The 16,755-nt window shown below is 55.0% G+C and carries 15 protein-coding genes; 10 read left to right on the top strand and 5 right to left on the bottom strand.

The window, feature by feature from the left end; all coding sequences use genetic code 11:
- Nucleotides 1-11: 11 nt before the first annotated feature.
- Nucleotides 12-926, bottom strand: coding sequence for a GntR family transcriptional regulator (locus tag KB892_RS22170; protein WP_002887599.1), 915 nt, complete (start codon nt 924-926; stop codon nt 12-14).
- A 136-nt stretch (nt 927-1,062) separates the two neighbouring features.
- Between KB892_RS22170 and KB892_RS22165 the strand changes: the two genes are divergently transcribed.
- The 10 genes from KB892_RS22165 (at nt 1,063) to KB892_RS22120 (ending at nt 12,257) form a co-directional block, all read left to right on the top strand.
- A complete protein-coding gene (locus KB892_RS22165) occupies nt 1,063-2,085 on the top strand; it encodes a zinc-binding alcohol dehydrogenase family protein (RefSeq protein WP_004151386.1) in 1,023 nt (340 codons plus the stop codon).
- 11 nt (nt 2,086-2,096) lie between these two features.
- Nucleotides 2,097-3,542 (top strand): tagaturonate reductase, encoded by a 1,446-nt coding sequence (locus tag KB892_RS22160; RefSeq protein WP_002887601.1) that lies wholly within the window; start codon nt 2,097-2,099, stop codon nt 3,540-3,542.
- A 136-nt stretch (nt 3,543-3,678) separates the two neighbouring features.
- Nucleotides 3,679-6,444 carry a sigma 54-interacting transcriptional regulator gene (locus KB892_RS22155; protein WP_002887604.1) on the top strand — a complete coding sequence of 922 codons (2,766 nt, stop codon included), beginning with the start codon at nt 3,679-3,681 and terminating at the stop codon, nt 6,442-6,444.
- A gap of 100 nt (nt 6,445-6,544) precedes the next feature.
- On the top strand, nt 6,545-6,967 hold the full coding sequence (locus KB892_RS22150) for a PTS sugar transporter subunit IIA (RefSeq protein ID WP_002887606.1): 423 nt from the start codon (nt 6,545-6,547) through the stop codon (nt 6,965-6,967).
- Nucleotides 6,968-6,981: 14 nt separating this feature from the next.
- On the top strand, nt 6,982-7,452 hold the full coding sequence (locus KB892_RS22145) for a PTS sugar transporter subunit IIB (protein ID WP_002887607.1): 471 nt from the start codon (nt 6,982-6,984) through the stop codon (nt 7,450-7,452).
- Between the two features lie 16 nt (nt 7,453-7,468).
- Nucleotides 7,469-8,248: a PTS mannose/fructose/sorbose/N-acetylgalactosamine transporter subunit IIC gene (locus KB892_RS22140; protein ID WP_002887608.1), complete on the top strand. Its 780-nt coding sequence runs from the start codon at nt 7,469-7,471 to the stop codon at nt 8,246-8,248.
- Nucleotides 8,226-9,077 carry a PTS system mannose/fructose/sorbose family transporter subunit IID gene (locus KB892_RS22135; protein ID WP_002887609.1) on the top strand — a complete coding sequence of 284 codons (852 nt, stop codon included), beginning with the start codon at nt 8,226-8,228 and terminating at the stop codon, nt 9,075-9,077. Before KB892_RS22140 ends, KB892_RS22135 begins: the two co-directional genes overlap by 23 nt.
- 12 nt (nt 9,078-9,089) lie before the next feature.
- Entirely contained in the window at nt 9,090-10,151 is a 1,062-nt protein-coding gene (locus tag KB892_RS22130; protein ID WP_002887612.1) for an SIS domain-containing protein, read from the top strand.
- Between the two features lie 17 nt (nt 10,152-10,168).
- Nucleotides 10,169-11,179 (top strand): SIS domain-containing protein, encoded by a 1,011-nt coding sequence (locus KB892_RS22125; RefSeq protein ID WP_002887615.1) that lies wholly within the window; start codon nt 10,169-10,171, stop codon nt 11,177-11,179.
- 133 nt (nt 11,180-11,312) lie between these two features.
- The gene (locus KB892_RS22120) at nt 11,313-12,257 is read left to right on the top strand and encodes an Rpn family recombination-promoting nuclease/putative transposase (RefSeq protein WP_004221130.1); all 945 of its coding nucleotides are present in this window, start codon (nt 11,313-11,315) and stop codon (nt 12,255-12,257) included.
- 54 nt (nt 12,258-12,311) lie between these two features.
- On the opposite strand, the gene opgB is transcribed toward KB892_RS22120, so the two are convergent.
- The 4 genes from opgB to dnaT form a co-directional block, all read right to left on the bottom strand.
- Complete coding sequence (opgB, locus tag KB892_RS22115) at nt 12,312-14,603, bottom strand: phosphatidylglycerol--membrane-oligosaccharide glycerophosphotransferase (RefSeq protein WP_002887618.1); 2,292 nt, start codon at nt 14,601-14,603, stop codon at nt 12,312-12,314.
- Between the two features lie 257 nt (nt 14,604-14,860).
- Nucleotides 14,861-15,352 carry a YjjA family protein gene (locus tag KB892_RS22110; protein WP_002887620.1) on the bottom strand — a complete coding sequence of 164 codons (492 nt, stop codon included), beginning with the start codon at nt 15,350-15,352 and terminating at the stop codon, nt 14,861-14,863.
- Nucleotides 15,353-15,417: 65 nt separating this feature from the next.
- Nucleotides 15,418-16,155, bottom strand: a complete 738-nt coding sequence (gene dnaC, locus KB892_RS22105; protein WP_002887623.1) for a DNA replication protein DnaC — start codon at nt 16,153-16,155, stop codon at nt 15,418-15,420.
- Between the two features lie 2 nt (nt 16,156-16,157).
- The gene (dnaT, locus tag KB892_RS22100) at nt 16,158-16,697 is read right to left on the bottom strand and encodes a primosomal protein DnaT (RefSeq protein ID WP_002887624.1); all 540 of its coding nucleotides are present in this window, start codon (nt 16,695-16,697) and stop codon (nt 16,158-16,160) included.
- Nucleotides 16,698-16,755: the final 58 nt, after the last annotated feature.

The raw sequence follows: 16,755 nt of genomic DNA, 5'->3' as shown, positions 1-16,755 counted from the left end.
TTAATCGGTACTTAATGCGCCAGCGATTCACTTTGCTTGATAGAGTTAATCATGGATTGCTTCGCAGTGTTCAGGTGGTTACGTAGCGCCAGGTTGGCATCCAGATCGCTGCGACAGATGAGTGCGCTCAGGATAGTCATATGTTCGTCAATAGCGATGATATTGCGCTGTTTAAGGTCGCTTTCATCCCACTGATAGTGGAAGTGAAAGATCACGGAGATAATCTCAAGGGATTGATTAAAAAATATATTATCCGCGGCGGAAAGCAGCAGCGAATGAAAATCACGATCGAGCTGGGAGAACATACTAAAGCTGTCGCCAATGCTGTCCCGCAGAGTGCGGTGGCGCTCAAGCAGGGTTTTGGCCTGCAGCCAGCGGGCATCGCTGTCCGGCAGATTAAGAAAGTGTTGAAGTGCGTGAGTTTCCAGCATTTCCCGCAATTCGAACAGTTGTTCGGCCCAGGATTGCTCAAATTTCTTCATGTTCCACTGGCCGCGTTTTTCGCTTTCAATCAGGTTGTAGCGGCTGAATTTCAGTAAAAACTCTCTGACCACGACCGGGCTGACGCCCGCGGCACGCGCCAGTTGCAGTTCGGAGAATCGCTCTCCGGCGCGTAACTGGCGTTGGTTAATCATGGTGAAAAACGCTTGTTCAAAGAGACGGTTTTGTTCGGCCAGCGAGGCGCTGGAACTATCGAAGCCGTCCTGTACTTCCGGTTGACGAAGGATCTGGTAGTCGTGATTGACCTGGCTCAGGACGCCGCGCTCGCATAAGTGGCAAAGGATATGGCGCACCGTGGTGCGGCTGATGTTATACATTTCCGCCAGTGCGCTTTGCGAGGGGAGCGGCGAGGGGATAAAGCCGCGCGCCATGTCGTTGATGACCTGGTTAATAACATTGTGACGAAGGTTTTGTGAGCGACTCATAACGTTTTCCTTTTTTATCCATTAAAACCGGATTTAAAACAGTTTTGTGCGCGATATTTCACAGATTTTGCAATGACTTTTACTCTACTTCTATTTTTCATCGATATCTAAGCCAACAAATACGGAGGCAATAATTATGACGTCGATGAATACTTTAGTATGTCAGGAACCTAAAAAATTACACTGGGAAAAACGCCAGATTCCCATTCCCGGCGATGATGAAGTGCTCATTAAAATAAAGGCGGTGGGGATTTGCGGGACAGATATTCATGCATGGGGCGGCAATCAGCCTTTTTTTAGCTATCCGCGTGTTCTTGGTCATGAAATATGCGGTGAGATAATTGGGCTGGGTAAAAATATTCTTAATTTGAAGAGTGGCCAACAGGTTGCTGTGATTCCCTATGTCGCCTGCCGCCACTGCCCGGCCTGTCTGAGCGGCCGGACAAACTGCTGTGAGAACATTTCGGTGATCGGGGTGCATCGCGACGGCGGGTTTAGCGAATACCTCTGCGTTCCGGTAAACAATCTGCTGGTGGTGGATGATGTCGACCCTGAAGCTGTAGCGTTGATTGAGCCATTCGCCATTAGCGCCCACGCGGTGCGTCGCGCAGCGATCCAGCCGGGAGATCAGGTACTGGTGGTCGGCGCGGGTCCGATTGGGCTCGGGGCAGCGGCGATCGCTAAGGCTGACGGCGCACAGGTGGTGGTGGCGGATACCAGCCCGGCGCGGCGCGATCATGTGGCACAACATCTCGGCCTGACCACCCTCGATCCCTCCGATCCACTGTTTACCGAGCAACTGTCGGCCACGTTTGACGGTTCTCTGGCGCAGAAAGTGATTGACGCGACGGGAAATCAGCAAGCAATGAACAACACCGTTAATTTAATCCGTCACGGCGGCAGCATCATTTTTGTTGGTCTGTTTAAGGGGGAGCTGCAGTTCTCTGACCCGGAATTTCATAAGAAAGAGACGACGATGATGGGGAGTCGTAATGCGACAGAAGAGGATTTTGCCAAGGTCGGGCGGCTGATGACTGAAGGGAAAGTGACCGCCAGGATGATGCTGACCCACCGTTACGACTTCAAATCGCTGGCGGAAATTTACGAAAGCGACGTGATTAACAATCGTCAGCTGATCAAAGGCGTTATTCATTTTTAGCAGGGAAGCTCATGAAAACCTTAAACCGACAAAACTTTCCAGGACCTCAGTATCCGACCCGTGCGATTCAGTTCGGCGAGGGCAATTTCCTGCGGGCATTTATTGACTGGCAGCTGGATCTGCTGAATGAGAAAACCGATCTGGCGACGGGCGTCACCATTGTTCGCCCGATCAACACCGTTTTTCCGCCGTCGTTAAATACTCAGGACGGGCTGTATACCACGGTGATCCGCGGGTTGAATGAACGCGGCGAGGCGGTGAGCGAGGCGCGGATTATCCGCTCCGTAAATAATGAGATCAATCCCTGGCAGGATTTTGCTGGCTACCTGGCGCTGGCTCGTGACCCGGAGATTACATTTGTGTTTTCAAACACCACCGAAGCGGGGATTAGCTATCACGCCGGGGACCGGCCTGACGATATGCCGCCGGTCAGCTTCCCGGCGAAGCTGACCCAATTGCTTCTTGAGCGGTTCCGTCATTTCAACGGCGCAGCGGATAAGGGCTGGACAATAATCCCTTGTGAACTGATTGACTATAATGGCGAAGCACTGAAGGCGTTGGTGCTGCGCTATGCTAAAGAATGGCAGTTGCCAACGGCATTCAGCGACTGGGTTGAAACTGCCAATACATTTTGTTCAACGCTGGTTGACCGCATCGTCACCGGCTATCCGCGCGAGGAAGCGGAAAAGCTGGAGGCGGAGCTCGGCTACCATGATGCTTTCCTGGATACTGCCGAATACTTTTGGTTATTTGTAATCCAGGGGCCGCAGGGGCTGGCGGAAATGCTGCGGCTGGATCGCTGCCCGCTGAATATTCGTATCGTAGAGGATATCCGGCCCTATAAAGCGCGCAAGGTTGCCATTCTTAACGGCGCGCATACCGCGCTGGTGCCGGTAGCATGGCTGTGTGGGGTGGATACGGTTGGCGAAGCGATGCGGGACAAAGCCGTTCGCCATTATGTCCAGCAGACGATTGATGAAGAGATTATCCCGGCGCTCGATTTACCGGCCGAGGAGCTTCGTCAGTTTGCCGATGCGGTCACCGGGCGCTTTCTTAATCCCTATATTCGCCATCAATTGCTCGCCATCGCCCTGAACGGCATGACTAAGTTTCGTACCCGGATCCTGCCGCAGCTGCTGACGACTATCCGCCAACACGGCGCGATCCCGCCGCGGCTAACGTTTGCTCTGGCGGCGCTCATCGCCTTCTATCGCGGTCAGCGTGACGGACAGACGTATCCGCTACAGGATGACGAAGTTTGGTTAACCCGCTTTGCTGAAGGATGGGCTCAGGTGGCGAACGGCAGCCCGCTGCATGAACTGGTCACAGAAGTCCTGCAGGATGCTGCGCACTGGGGTGAGGATCTGACGGCCATTCCCTGCCTTGCCGACCAGGTCACGCGCTATCTGGAAATGATTTTGCGCGCGGGGATGCGCGAGGCCCTGTCGCGGTTGTAGTCGGTTTGTTGTGCGGCGCCCGCGGATTGGGGCGTCGTTTTTTTTTGTGCTCTGAACCGCAAAAAATGAATTAAGCGCCAACGGTTGGCGGATTTCCCGCATCATATCCCTTCGTAATGGCGAAGAGGGGGATGCGATGCGTAAAACGGAACTGTTGGCTTTTTTGCAAAATCAGACCGATTTTTTCGATCCGGATAACCTGAGCGAAGTCTTTACCGCCAGCTGGCTGGCCCGGTGTTTCGCGATGCAAAGAAATACCGCCAGCCATTATCTCAATCAGCTGGTCGCTCAGGACGTGCTGGTGAAAATCAACACCCGGCCGGTCTATTTTCTGCATAAAAAAGCCTTTTGCCAGCAGTTCTACCCGCTTTCCCGCAGTGAGTATGCCAGCATGGCGGAGTTACTCGCGGAGAGCGACCGCCAGCCGGAGCAGGCGGACCATTTTTCGTTGCTGACCGGGCATGACGGCAGCCTGCGTAAACCGATTGAGCAGATGAAAACCGCGCTGTTTTATCCTAACGGCGGGCTACCGCTGCTTATTACCGGCGACAGCGGGACCGGCAAAAGCTATATGGCTGAGCTGATGCATGAGTTCGCCATCGCCCAGGGGCTGCTGGCGCCCGATGCCCCCTTTGTGAGCTTTAACTGCGCGCAGTATGCGAGTAATCCGGAGCTGCTGGCCGCCAACCTGTTTGGCTACGTCAAAGGCGCGTTTACCGGTGCGCAGAGCGATAAAGCGGGGGCGTTTGAGGCGGCAAACGGCGGGATGCTGTTTCTCGATGAGGTCCATCGCCTGGATGCTCAGGGACAGGAGAAGCTGTTCACCTGGCTGGATCGTAAGGAGATCTACCGGGTGGGGGAGACCGCGCAAGGCTTGCCGATTTCGCTGCGGTTGGTGTTTGCCACCACCGAAGATATTCACAGCACTTTTCTCACCACCTTCCTGCGCCGAATTCCGATCCTGGTTAGCTTGCCCGATCTTCAACACCGTAGCCGCGAGGAGAAGGAGGCGCTAACGCTACAGTTTTTCTGGCAGGAGGCGCGCACGCTTGCCGCCCGGCTGCAACTAACGCCGCGACTGTTGCAGGTCCTGACGCAGTATGTTTATCGGGGCAACGTCGGCGAGCTGAAGAATGTGGTGAAGTACGCCGTGGCGTCAGCCTGGGCCAGGTCTCCGGGCCGCGAAATGTTGACCGTGACGCTGCACGATCTGCCGGAGAATGTCATGGCCGCGACGCCAGCGCTCAGCGAAGCGATGGGCCAGCAGGAGCCGCTGCTGATCGAGCCGCAGACCAGCCTGGTCTGGCTGCTGCGTGCGCGCGACCCGGTACAGGGGCTGATCTATGACGTTCAGTGTCGGGTTCTGGCGCAGTATGAAGCGGTGCTGAATAAAAAAACGGTCTGGGAAGAGGCGCAAAGGAGCATGGGGGAAGAGATTGAAACCCTCTTCGATCGGCTGATCTTTGATAATCATGACTCCAGTAGCTCGCAGATGCTGCTGCTGATCGCTCATCAGGTTCGGGAGGAGTATTATCGCCTGGAAAAGCGCTTCAATATCCAGTTTAACGGCAACTGCCTCTACGCGCTGAGCCACTACCTGATCCACCGATCCCGACAGCCGCAGTCCACGATAAACAATGAAAAAGCCCGCCAGCTGGAGGACTTCCTGGTACAGAAGTTTCCGCTGCTGTATCGCTTTTGCGAAGCGATCCTCGGTGCGTTGACGCTGAAGCTGGATATTGAACCCCAGCGTATCGACCTGCTGCTGTTAGTGCTGTGGTTCCACAAGAATGGCGCCATCAGCCAGCAGCAGGTGACCCGGGCGATAATTCTCGCTCACGGTTACGCTACCGCCAGCAGCATCGCCAACGTGGCGAACCGCTTGCTGAAAAGCCAGCTCTTTGAGTCATTCGATATGCCGCTGGACGTGACGCCGGAGGCTATCGCTAACCAGGTGATGGCCTACATAGAGAGCCATGCTCTGGCATCAGGATTGATAATCCTGGTCGACATGGGATCGCTGAACGCCATTCACCGCCATTTTAATCGTCGCCTGAGTACGCCGATGGCGATCATCAACAATGTCTCCACCGGTATGGCGATGTACGTCGGGGAGCGCATTTTGCAGGGCGTTATGCTGGAAGATATCGTCCGCGAGATCGGCGATGACCTTGCGGTTGAGCACCAGCTCTATTACCCGCAAACCGATAAGCCGCGGGCGATTTTAACCACCTGCGCGACCGGTCTGGGCGCGGCGGCGAATCTGTCGGCGCTGTTAAAAGCCAGCATTCCTGAAGCGCTTGGCATTGATATTGTGGCCTGCGATGTGGAGACCCTTGCCGATCCCGCGCGACGGGAGCCGATGCTAAGCCGCTATGAGGTGCTGGCGATCGTCGGCACCCTGGATCCGCATCTTGCCGATCTACCCTGGATCTCGCTGGATTCGCTGATCTCTGGCGAAGGGAGTCGTCCGCTGATGCGCATTTTTGGCGAACTGGCGACGGCGGAGCAGGTCAGCGAGATCAACAACCTGATCCTGAAAAACTTTTCGCTGCGCCGGGTGATCGAGTCGGTGACGATCCTCGATACGGCTAAGGTGATCAACCAGGTTGAGCAGTTTTTGCTGCGCTATGAGCATCTGGCCGGGCGCGATGTACCTAACGATCGTAAGGTCGCGCTGTATGTGCATATAAGCTGTTTGATAGAGCGATTAATTCGTCACGCTTCCCCAGCCCAATACACTGGAGGGCAGTGTCCGGATCGCGAGCTGGCTACGCTACGCGAGGCCTTTAGTGTCATAGAGAGCGGGTATAGTGTCAAAATTCCCGTTGTAGAGCTCTGCTACATTCACGATATCCTGACGCGGGAAACGGAATTTATTCAGGAAGATCAAGACTTTTAACACATCTCTTCTTTTTTATCCTTACGTTAGCCGACGCGCCACTGTTTCTGGCACGTCGGTTGCAATTAAGAAAGCAGTGGAATGCGCTTTCGAGGTAAGGATGAAACGACACTATATTTTTGCCAGCCATGGCAGCTTTGCTAACGGTTTGTTGAACTCCGTGGAACTGATCCTCGGTAAACAACCCGATATACATACCTTGTGTGCCTACGTGGAAGAAGAGGTCGATCTGACGCAGCAGGTGGAAGCGCTAGTGGCGCGTTTCCCGGCGCAGGATGAGCTGATCGTAATTACGGATATTTTTGCCGGTAGCGTGAATAACGAGTTTGTTCGTTTTTTATCTCGCCCACATTTCCATTTATTATCCGGTTTAAATCTGCCGTTAATTATTGACTTGCTGATTTCCGCAGCGGAAGACAATACCGAAAAATTAATTACCGAGGCATTAACAAACGCCAAAGAGAGCATTCAGTACTGCAATCAAACGATTGCCAGCGCGATGACTATGGATAAAGACTTCTGAAATGAGGAAGCATGATGATTACATTATTAAGGGTAGACCATCGATTACTTCACGGCCAGGTGGCCTTTTCCTGGACCCAATATGTCGGCGCCGATTGTATTTTAATCGCCAACGATAGCGTCCCTGGCGATGAGCTGCGGAAAACCACCATTAAGCTTGCCAAACCGCCCTCGGTGAAGCTGGTGATTAAAAATATAAATGATTCTATTGAGGCAATAAAAAGCGGGGTTACCGATAAATATAATTTATTTATTGTTGTGGAGTCGGTTAATGACGCCTGGCGTATTGCCAGCGCCATCGACGAAATAAAAAGCATAAATCTTGGCGGAATAAAGGCTAAAGAGGGCAGTAAAAATATCTCTAAGGCGATTAATTTACTGCCGACAGAAATAGAACAGCTACAACAACTGGTGGGCAAGGGCGTCGAAGTGGAGATTCGCCAGGTCCCGAACGATCGCAAACAGCTTTTTGCGGAATGCGTGTAATTCCGGAGGACAGATTATGGTAGAGGCTCTCTTACTGGGTCTGGTGGCGTTTATCGCGCAATCGGAATATGCCTTAGGGACGTCGCTAATTTCACGGCCTATCGTCACCGGGCTGCTGACCGGGCTGGTGCTGGGGGATGTACAGACCGGCGTCATTATGGGCGCGACGCTGGAGCTGGCGTTTATCGGCTCTTTCTCCGTTGGCGCCTCGATCCCGCCCGACGTCGTGACCGGCGGTATTCTCGGCGTGGCGTTCGCCATTACCTCTGGCGCAGGCACAGAAACGGCGTTGTTGCTTGGCCTGCCTATCGCCACGCTGACTTTGATCCTGAAAAACATCTATCTGGGGATGTTCATTCCAATGCTTAGCCAGAAGGCGGACGGGTATGCGGAACGGGCAGATCTCCGCGGCATTGAGCGGATGCATTTGATTGCCGGATTCGGCCTGTCGCTGATGCTTGCCGCGGTGGTCACCGTCTCATTCCTGGTGGGCAGCAACGCGGTGAAATCCCTGCTCGATACGATCCCGGAATTTATCAAACATGGGCTCAGCGTCGCCACCGGCATCATCCCGGCCCTCGGCTTCGCGATGCTCGCCAGGCTGCTGATTAACAAGAAAGTGGCGCCGTATTTTTTCCTCGGTTTTGTGCTGATGGCCTATTTGAAAATCCCGGTGACCGGTATCGCCATTCTCGGCGCCATCGTGGCGGTAGTCATGGTTAACGTCACCGCGTTGAATTCACCTCGTATCACGACAGAACAAGGAGTCAGCGATGACGACGAAGATGATTTCTGAAGAGACCCTGCAGCCGCAGGCGCAGGAAGAAACCCGGATTACGCCGCGCGATTTACGCCGGGTGTTCTGGCGCTCTTTCCAGATGGAGTTCTCGTGGAACTATGAGCGGCAGATGAATCTCGCCTTTGTTTACGCGTTGATCCCGGTGCTGAAGAAGCTCTATCCGCGCAGAGAGGAGCTGGCCGCAGCGCTGAAGCGGCATCTGGTTTTTTTCAATACCACGCCGCATATCGTCACCCTGCTGCTGGGGATCACCACGGCGATGGAAGAGAAAAACAGTCAGCAGAAAAACATGGATGCCACTGCGATTGATAACGTCAAAGCCTCACTGATGGGACCGTTAGCCGGGCTGGGTGACTCTTTCTTCTGGGGGACGCTGCGCCTCATCGCCACCGGGATCGGCACCAGCCTGGCGCTGAAGGGCAACATCCTCGGGCCGATCCTGTTTCTGCTGGTGTTTAACGTGCCGCACATTCTGGTGCGCTGGTGTTTTACCCGCTGGGGCTACGTACTGGGCACCGGGGTCCTGCAGCGGATCCAGAAGAGCGGAATGATGGCGAGCCTGACCTACGGGGCGTCGATTATCGGTCTGATGGTAGTCGGGGCGATGACCGCTTCAATGATCGATATCACCATTCCTCTCTCCTTCGGCGCCGGGGAGGCCAAAACCCAGGTACAGGACATTATCAACGACATTCTGCCCTGCATGCTGCCGTTGGTGAGTTTTGGCATCGTCTACTGGCTACTGGGACGGAAAGTTAAACCGCTCTCAATTATAGGCGGCATGGCGCTGGTGGGCATTCTGGGTTCGTGGATCGGATTGTTTTAACGGGAGTGAGCTATGCGACCAACAATGATGACATATATCAGTGAAGAGCCAGCCTGCCTGGCGCAGATCCTGCGCGACTACCGACAAAAGCTAGCGCCGATTGAAACCTTCGCCCGCCAGCACCCGGTACGGCGGATATTATTGCTCGCGACCGGATCGTCGCTGAATGCCGCGCTGTGCGCGCGCTATTTCTTTGAGCAACGCTTCGGTGTGCTGCTTGACATTAAAGAGCCGTACAACTTCACCCATTACGACGCGATCGACCCGCATGCCGATCTGGTGGTGGCGATTTCACAGAGCGGAAAAAGCGCGTCGACGCTGGAGGCGATGCGTAAGGTACAGGCTTCCGGCAAGTCGGTTTTCGCCATGACCTCAGATCCGCAAAGCCCGATAGGAGGCGCTAGCGATGGCGTTCTGGATATTAATACCGGGATCGAGAGCGTAGGGTTTGTGACCCGCGGCTTTAGCGCGACGGTGCTCAACCTGTTGCTGATAGCGCTGATCATTGCTCGTAAGCAGGAGAAAGCCAGCGAGGTCGAGGAGCAGCACTATCTCGCTGAATTGCAGCGGCTGGTAGCGGCGATCCCGGAGGTTATCGTCCGCACCTCGCGCTTTATTGACCGCCATAGCGAAACGCTGCGCAGCGGCGAGCGCTTTGTCGCCACCGGCTACGGCGCGCTGGTTGGCGTGGCGAAGGAGTTCGAAACCAAATTTACCGAGACGGTGCGCGTGCCTTCCAGCGGCTTTGAGCTGGAAGCCTATATGCATGGCCCCTATCTGGAAGCCAATGCCCGCCATGTGATGCTGTTTATTGAAGATACGCCGGACGCGCGAACCCGGGCGCTGCGCGACTATCTGGCGCCGTCCATTGGCCGGGCCTTTACCCTGACGCTGGGTGACGAAGAGGATGCTCAAACGCTGGCGCTAAACTGTCCGTGCGAGCATCACCTGGCGCCTCTGCTGCTGATTGTCCCAGTGCAGATGCTCGCCTGGCATACCGCAGGACTGAAAGGCATCGATCTGGCTAAACGTATTTTCGACGATTTTGACCGCGTCTTAAAAAGTAAAATCTGAATATTCAGGAGAAAACTATGTTGGGTTTTAATCAGGACGAGTACCTGACCAGTGCTCGCGAGATCATCGCTGCGCGTAAACAGGCTGAAACCGTAGCCGACGATATTTATGACAGCGGCTGTAGCGCATTATTTTTTGCTTCGGTAGGTGGTTCCCTGGCGCCGATGATGGCAATTAATGAATTTGCCAAGGAATTAACCAGCGTGCCGGTATATCTTGAACAGGCCGCGGAGTTAATCCATCGCGGACATAAAAAATTAAATAAAGATGCGGTTGTCGTTACGTTATCTAAATCCGGCGATACCAAAGAGTCGGTCGCCATTGCCGAATGGTGCAAGGCACAGGGGATCCGCGTGGTAGCTATTACTCGTCACGCCGACTCGCCATTGGCTGCCGCCGCCAGCTGGCATATTCCGATGTGCCACAAAAATGGCGTGGAATATGAATATATGCTGCTGTACTGGTTATTCTTCCGCGTCATTTTTCGTCACGGCGAGTTTGCTGATTATGCGCGATTTGCCAGCCAGCTCGAGTTACTGCCGGAAAATCTCCTGCAGGCGAAACGCCAGTTCGATCCCCGAGCGGATAGCATTGCCGCGCAATACCATGACTGCGACTATATGATGTGGATTGGCGGCGCGGAAATGTGGGGCGAGGTCTATCTGTTCTCAATGTGTATTCTCGAAGAGATGCAGTGGAAGCGGACGAAGTCGGTGAGCTCCGCTGAATTTTTCCACGGCACCCTGGAGCTGCTGGAAAAAGAGGTTCCGCTGTTTCTGGTGAAAGGCGAGGGGAGATGCCGGGCGCTGGACGAACGCGTCGAGCGTTTTGCCGAAAAAATAACTGAGCATCTGGTGGTTATCGACCCGCGCGACTATCCGCTGAACGGCATTGATGACGCGTTCCGCTGGATTATGGCGCCGTGCGTGGTGTCCACCCTGCTGGTGGACCGGCTGGCGGCCCACTTTGAACACCATACCGGCCACGACCTCAATATCCGCCGTTACTACCGGCAGTTTGATTACTAAGCCGTGTTGATGGCGGCCAGCCGGGCTGGCCGCCATGCTATTCTCCGAGGCGCTTCCCAGAAAATTGTCGTCAAACCCAACCGGGTAAAAACCGATGATAGAGTCCGGCTTACCTTCTCTTTCAGGCAAGCGGATGGCCATGAAAAAACGGATGACCTCGACGCCGCACGATGCGGTCTTTAAGCGATTTCTTCGTCACCCGGAGACAGCGACTGATTTCCTCACCCTCTACCTTCCCGAAGCGATCCTTCAGCGGTGCGATTTCTCTACCCTGAGGCTGCAATCGGCGAGCTTTATTGATGAGGATCTGCGCGCCTGGTATTCAGATGTCCTCTGGTCGGTGCAGACCACCTGCGGCACGGGGTATGTTTACGTGGTGATAGAGCACCAGAGCTCACCGGATAGCCATATGGCCTTTCGCCTGATGCGCTATGCGATTGCCGCAATGCAGCGCCACCTGGATGCCGGGCACAAAACGCTGCCGCTGGTGGTGCCGATGCTTTTTTATCACGGTGCAACCAGTCCGTATCCTTTTTCCCTCAACTGGCTGGATGAATTTGCCGACCCGCAGCTGGCGAAGACGCTGTATGGCTGTCCGTTTCCATTGATCGACGTGACGGTGATGCCGGACGATGACATCGTGCAACATCGGCGAGTCGCCTTGCTGGAGCTGATGCAAAAACATATTCGCCAGCGCGATCTCAGCGGCATAACGGAGTCGTTGGCGGCCGTTGTGATGCTGGGATACACTAACCGTCGGCAGTTGAGAATGCTGTTTCACTATATGCTGCAGTACGGTAATACGGCCGAGCCGGGCGTGTTTCTCCGCCGGCTGGCCCGCCGTCTGCCACAGTATGAGGAGACATTGATGTCTATCGCGCAAAAGCTTAAGCAGGAAGGTCGGCAACAAGGCCGACTGGAAGGCCGGGAAGAAGGGCACCTGGAGGGCTTGCAGGAAGGCAGCCGACGCGAGGCGCTGCGCATTGCCGGCAGTATGTTACAGAATGGCCTCGACAAAGAGATGGTACAGAAGATCACCGGACTGTCGGCTGATGAACTACAGCCGCTGTGTGGTTAACGTCCTGCCACGACAACCGCTGCCCGGCGCGAAAATTCGCCGGGCAGGATTGCGTTAGCCTTCGCTTTTCACCACTTTGATCTCCACCATGCCGATCCCCAACTGACGCGGGGAGTGGCCGAGGATATTGCCCTCGTTAGTGGTTTGCGGGTCCGGCGGGGTGATGATCAGCGTGTTGCTGCGCGTTGGGTTGTCAAAATGCAGCGTCGTGGTAGTCACGTCATTATCCAGAGTGAGCACTTGCTCACTTTCTCCAACTCGCACCGGAATCGGCTTATTAGCGTTTGGGCCATAAGCTTTGGCGGTGATCACCAGATCAAATTTCTCCGGCAGCGGCTCTTTATATTCAATCTTCACGTCGCTGCCCAACTGAGCATTGGACCACCGCCCCCACGACTCGGGACGCGAAATACCGCTGAACTGTTTAACCTCTTCCGGGGCGCCAGCGACGTTAAACACGAAGCTGTCGGCCTTATAGCGAATATCGTTGTCGACAATTTTCAGCGTATCGACGTTGCCCTTATAGCGCTCCATATCGATAAGGGTGTCCCTGAAGGCGGTCTTGCCGTGCCACTGCGGCTTATCAACGTGCTGGACCTTCTGCTCACCCCCCAGCTGTCCCTGCGAGACGCACCAGTCGGTGGAGAGCGCCAGCTCAGGCGACCACAGCTGGCCCATTTTATAGCAGCGATCGACCCACACGAAATTATCCCGTGGCGCGAAATCGGCCAGCTGGAAGCGCAGCGGCGCAGAGTATTCACTCTCCGGCAGCGGTTCTACGCGCTGGTCAGATACCCGCAGCAGCAGCGGCAGGCGGAAATGGCTGCCGGAGAAAGCGATCATATTTTTTTGCGAGTCGATGGTGAAATTCTTCATTTCTTTGGGGAAATTCCACAGGCGGATCACGTCAGGCTTCCATGCCAGGACTTTCTCTTTCATATTCATGAAAATACCGGAGAGCGACTGGCCGGAGAGGCTGCTACGCCCGAGGCCGATATAGTTATCGCCGCCGAGAATATCCAGCACCGTCGCGCCGTTATCCATGGTGTTGCGTTTCACCGCCAGGGTCTCCTGCTGCGGTTTATCGCCGCGCAGGACGAAGAACAGATTGCTGCGATCGTGCTTGTTGAGATAATCCCAGGCGCTGTTCTTCATGGCCAGGTGATCGGAAGAGACCACGATGACCGTGTTTTTGAAATAGGGTGAGGCTTTAATCTTTTCTATCAGCGCGGCGATATGTTCCTGACTGCAGCTAACGGCGCTGAAAGAGAGGTTTTTCTTGCCGTCCACATCATAGCGTTTACGCTCGCAGGTGCGTGAGATAAAACCGTCGGGATGGTGGGTATCCACCGTCAGGGCGAAGAGCGAGAAGCGTTTCCCGGACTGCGACAGCTCTTCGAATTTTTTCCAGGTCTCGTCGAGCACAGTGTCGTCATAGAAGCCCCAGTCGTTGCGGTAGGTAGGATCCGCCACCGTAGTTTTTAGCTCTTCCGCCCCGTACAGATGATCGAAGCCGTGGGATTTAAGAAACACGTCTTTGCCGGCAAAGCGCAGGTTAGCCCCCTGCACAAAGTAATTCTCGTAACCGGAGTTCTTCAGAATATCGCCAAGGCAAATATTCTGTGGAAAGAAGCTGGAGACTGAGGCTGAGGCATTACCTTCGAACGGCGCGAACAGCGGAATGCCGCACTGTGAGGCGACCATGCCGGCGATAGTGTAATCGGTCCCCGGCAGCTGCATGGTATTGCTGAAATCAATGGCCTCATCTTTAATTCTGCCAAGCTCAGGGGTGAGGTTGGGGAAGGCGTCGTTATCAAAATAGGTGCGCTCGAGACTTTCGCCATAGATATAGACCAGGTTCAGCTGCGGATTGTCGATTTGCTTCGACGGCTCTTTATAGTACGCGGCAAAGTCTGGATCGCCCTCGCGTGACTGGGATTTCACCAGCTCGCTGATCTGATGGAAGGCCGGGCTGGCATCAACGGAGGCCAGCGCCAGCAGTAGCGCCGCCAGGCTGTAACCGACGTGATGAGGATGATGCCGACGGCGGCGCAGCACCCAGCCGAGGGCGCCAAAGACGGCGACCAGTGCGACGGCCACGCCGACCCCCGGCAGTATATATTTGCCGATCCCGGCGCCGGTCAGGCTGTTGGTCAGAGTGTAGAGTACCGCGTCGTTGATGCCGTCGCCGGTGAAGTAGTCACTGGCGTAGAGGGTGATATTCAGCACCACGAACAGGCCTAACACCGTGAGCGTGGCGGCAAACCACCAGGTGTTACGACCCGCTTTCCAGGCATACAGCACCACCGAAGCTAAAAATAAGGCGATGGATAACAACTCTGACACAGCTCATCCTCATTAATGCCAGTTATCGGCTGGCAGAACAGATTACTTTTCAAGCCCCACTGTAATTGCAGCGCCATCTTGCTGCAATTCTAGCGTCATGAAAGTGTGCAGTTATTCAGAATTGGTTTAGAAGTTGCCTTTTTTGATCGGCATCGCATCGGGTGAAATGGGAAAACGGAACAGGAAAACTGCAAAAAAAAGCGTTTCAGGCCGCGGCGCCGCCGCGAAGGCAACAAATGCGGCCTTGTCAGTCAGGATCAGGAGAGGAAATTAACACCCTGTTTTAAGACCAGATCGCAGGCTTTGGTTTTTACCTGTTTCGCCAGCGAGCTATTGCCGAGCGTATTCAGGTCCAACTGCTGGCCGTTTTTGCTGTTGAGCAGCCCCTGCAGGCCATCCAGATAGCTGGTGTCCTGTTTTTGTTTTTCCGGCGTGCTAAGCCCCAGTTTATCCAGCACCTGATTTTTGACGTTATCGGCGCTGGTCACGGAGGCCAGCTTCTGTTTCGCGCAATATGACAGGATCCCGGCCGCATTATTCATGCTGCTGGCGGTCAGGGATTGGCTGCTGCCGTTAAGCAGGCTGGTTAGCGAGGAGACGGACATGCCGCCGCTGGCCTGGGCGTTACTGCCGCTGAGCTGGCTGGCAGCGCTGTTAAGGGAATCCTGCCAGGAGGCGGCGTGGGCGCCAGAGAGGGTAAACGCGCTAACGGCAAGCGCGGCAATAACGCTATTTTTAAACGATTTCATAGACGGACTCATAAGCGTGACTGAATAATCGCTTTAGTATAACGCCGTCGTCGCCCGGAAATCTCTTAATACTCCTTGCCTGTAACGCGGTGCCGGTAACTTTCCCAATTGAAGATAACCCACAGGCTGTTGCCGAGCCGCATACGGTCCATCACCCGCTCGCCGAGCAGTTTGTTCATCTCTTCCATATTGCTGTTGGTGAGCATCCCGGTAGGTCGTTTGGAGGATGAGCGCCGGTCAACTATCTGATTGATAATGACCTTTTCATAGCGAGACTCCGTCTGCATCCCAATTTCATCGATCACCAGCAGGTCGACCATGCTGAGGTCGTTAAGCAACTGTTCTTCGCTCGTTTCCCGGTTGCCGAAGGTATCTTTCATCGCCGACATAATATCGGCCACGGTGATGATTAAGACCGACTTCCCGCGCAGCAGCAGCTCGTTGCAAATGGCTGCCGCCAGGTGGTTTTTGCCAGTGCCCGGTTTACCGGAGAAGATAAAGCTGGCGATATTGCCATCGAACTCTTCCACGTACTGGCGCGCCCGGGCGAGCGCATTCATCTGCCCCTCGCACTCGACGCGATAGTTATCAAAGGAGCAGTTCTGATGCAGCGGGCGGATCCCCGAGCGGTTGAAGGTGCGCTGCATTTTCATCGCGCGATTCTCTCGCTCCAGCGCTTCGGAACGCAGCCGGCCTTGCTCTTTTTGCCAGGCCAGCAGCTCTTCGCCGGTTTTAAACGCCGGTTCAATATGTGCCGGCATCATTTTCTGCAGGCGTTTCATCAGGTCGCCAACGTTTTTCATGCTCATCCTCGGAAACCTCGCGGAATATGGCTGTCGGGTTCGCTAACGCTGTTCACATCGCGCTTCGGCTGTCCGCCGTTGCTGGCGCGGCTGATTTGCACGCTACGCGCCAGCTTCTGCTGCCACTGCACGTGGTGAAAGACTTTACCTTCCGCCTGCCAGTAAGCGACGAAAGCGGCCAGCTCTTCGGGGGTAACCGGCTGGCTCAGGGCAATGCCCCACAGCGCGGCCAGGCGCTGAAAATCGGCGTCAGGCTGCCATCCGGCGTACATAGCAAATTTGCCCATCGGCACCGCAACCGGCGCCGCGGCGGGCTCCTCGAAAAACTGCGGGTCAAGCGCGATGTCGCTGCCGGGGCGCGCCAGCCTGGCTTCCAGCTCCAGCAGTTGCGCCAGCCGCGCTGGCGTCAGCGCATAGAATGCCGGCGCGTTATTGGCAAAAACGGCAACGGTGCCGTCAGTCGATTTTGCCAGCAGCGCCGCGTGCTGCTGGAGGAACTCTTCCAGGCCGCTAAAATGGGAGGTTAAAATTCGCGAAGACATAACTCTATCTCAACTCTGAACTGCAAAGAGTGGGGTGATCTGCACATAGTAGCACAGA

The organism is Klebsiella sp. P1927, from assembly GCF_018204675.1.
Lineage (GTDB): Bacteria > Pseudomonadota > Gammaproteobacteria > Enterobacterales > Enterobacteriaceae > Klebsiella > Klebsiella pneumoniae.
The sequence above is the reverse complement of the archived record's forward strand: the minus strand, read 5'-3'. Positions and strand labels throughout refer to the sequence as shown.